The 223-nt window shown below is 52.0% G+C and carries 1 rRNA gene; it reads right to left on the bottom strand.

The features are described 5' to 3' along the window. Nucleotides 1-223, bottom strand: a 16S ribosomal RNA gene (locus WFL93_RS24340); the annotation flags it as partial.

The following is a 223-nucleotide window of genomic DNA, read 5'->3' as shown; positions in this document are numbered from 1 at the left end:
AAAGGATAAGGGTTGCGCTCGTTGCGGGACTTAACCCAACATTTCACAACACGAGCTGACGACAGCCATGCAGCACCTGTCTCACGGTTCCCGAAGGCACCAAGGCATCTCTGCCAAGTTCCGTGGATGTCAAGAGTAGGTAAGGTTCTTCGCGTTGCATCGAATTAAACCACATGCTCCACCGCTTGTGCGGGCCCCCGTCAATTCATTTGAGTTTTAACCT

It is taken from the genome of Pantoea sp. USHLN256 (assembly GCF_037149875.1).
GTDB lineage: Bacteria > Pseudomonadota > Gammaproteobacteria > Enterobacterales > Enterobacteriaceae > Pantoea > Pantoea nemavictus.
This window is presented reverse-complemented; position numbering and strand designations above follow the sequence as displayed.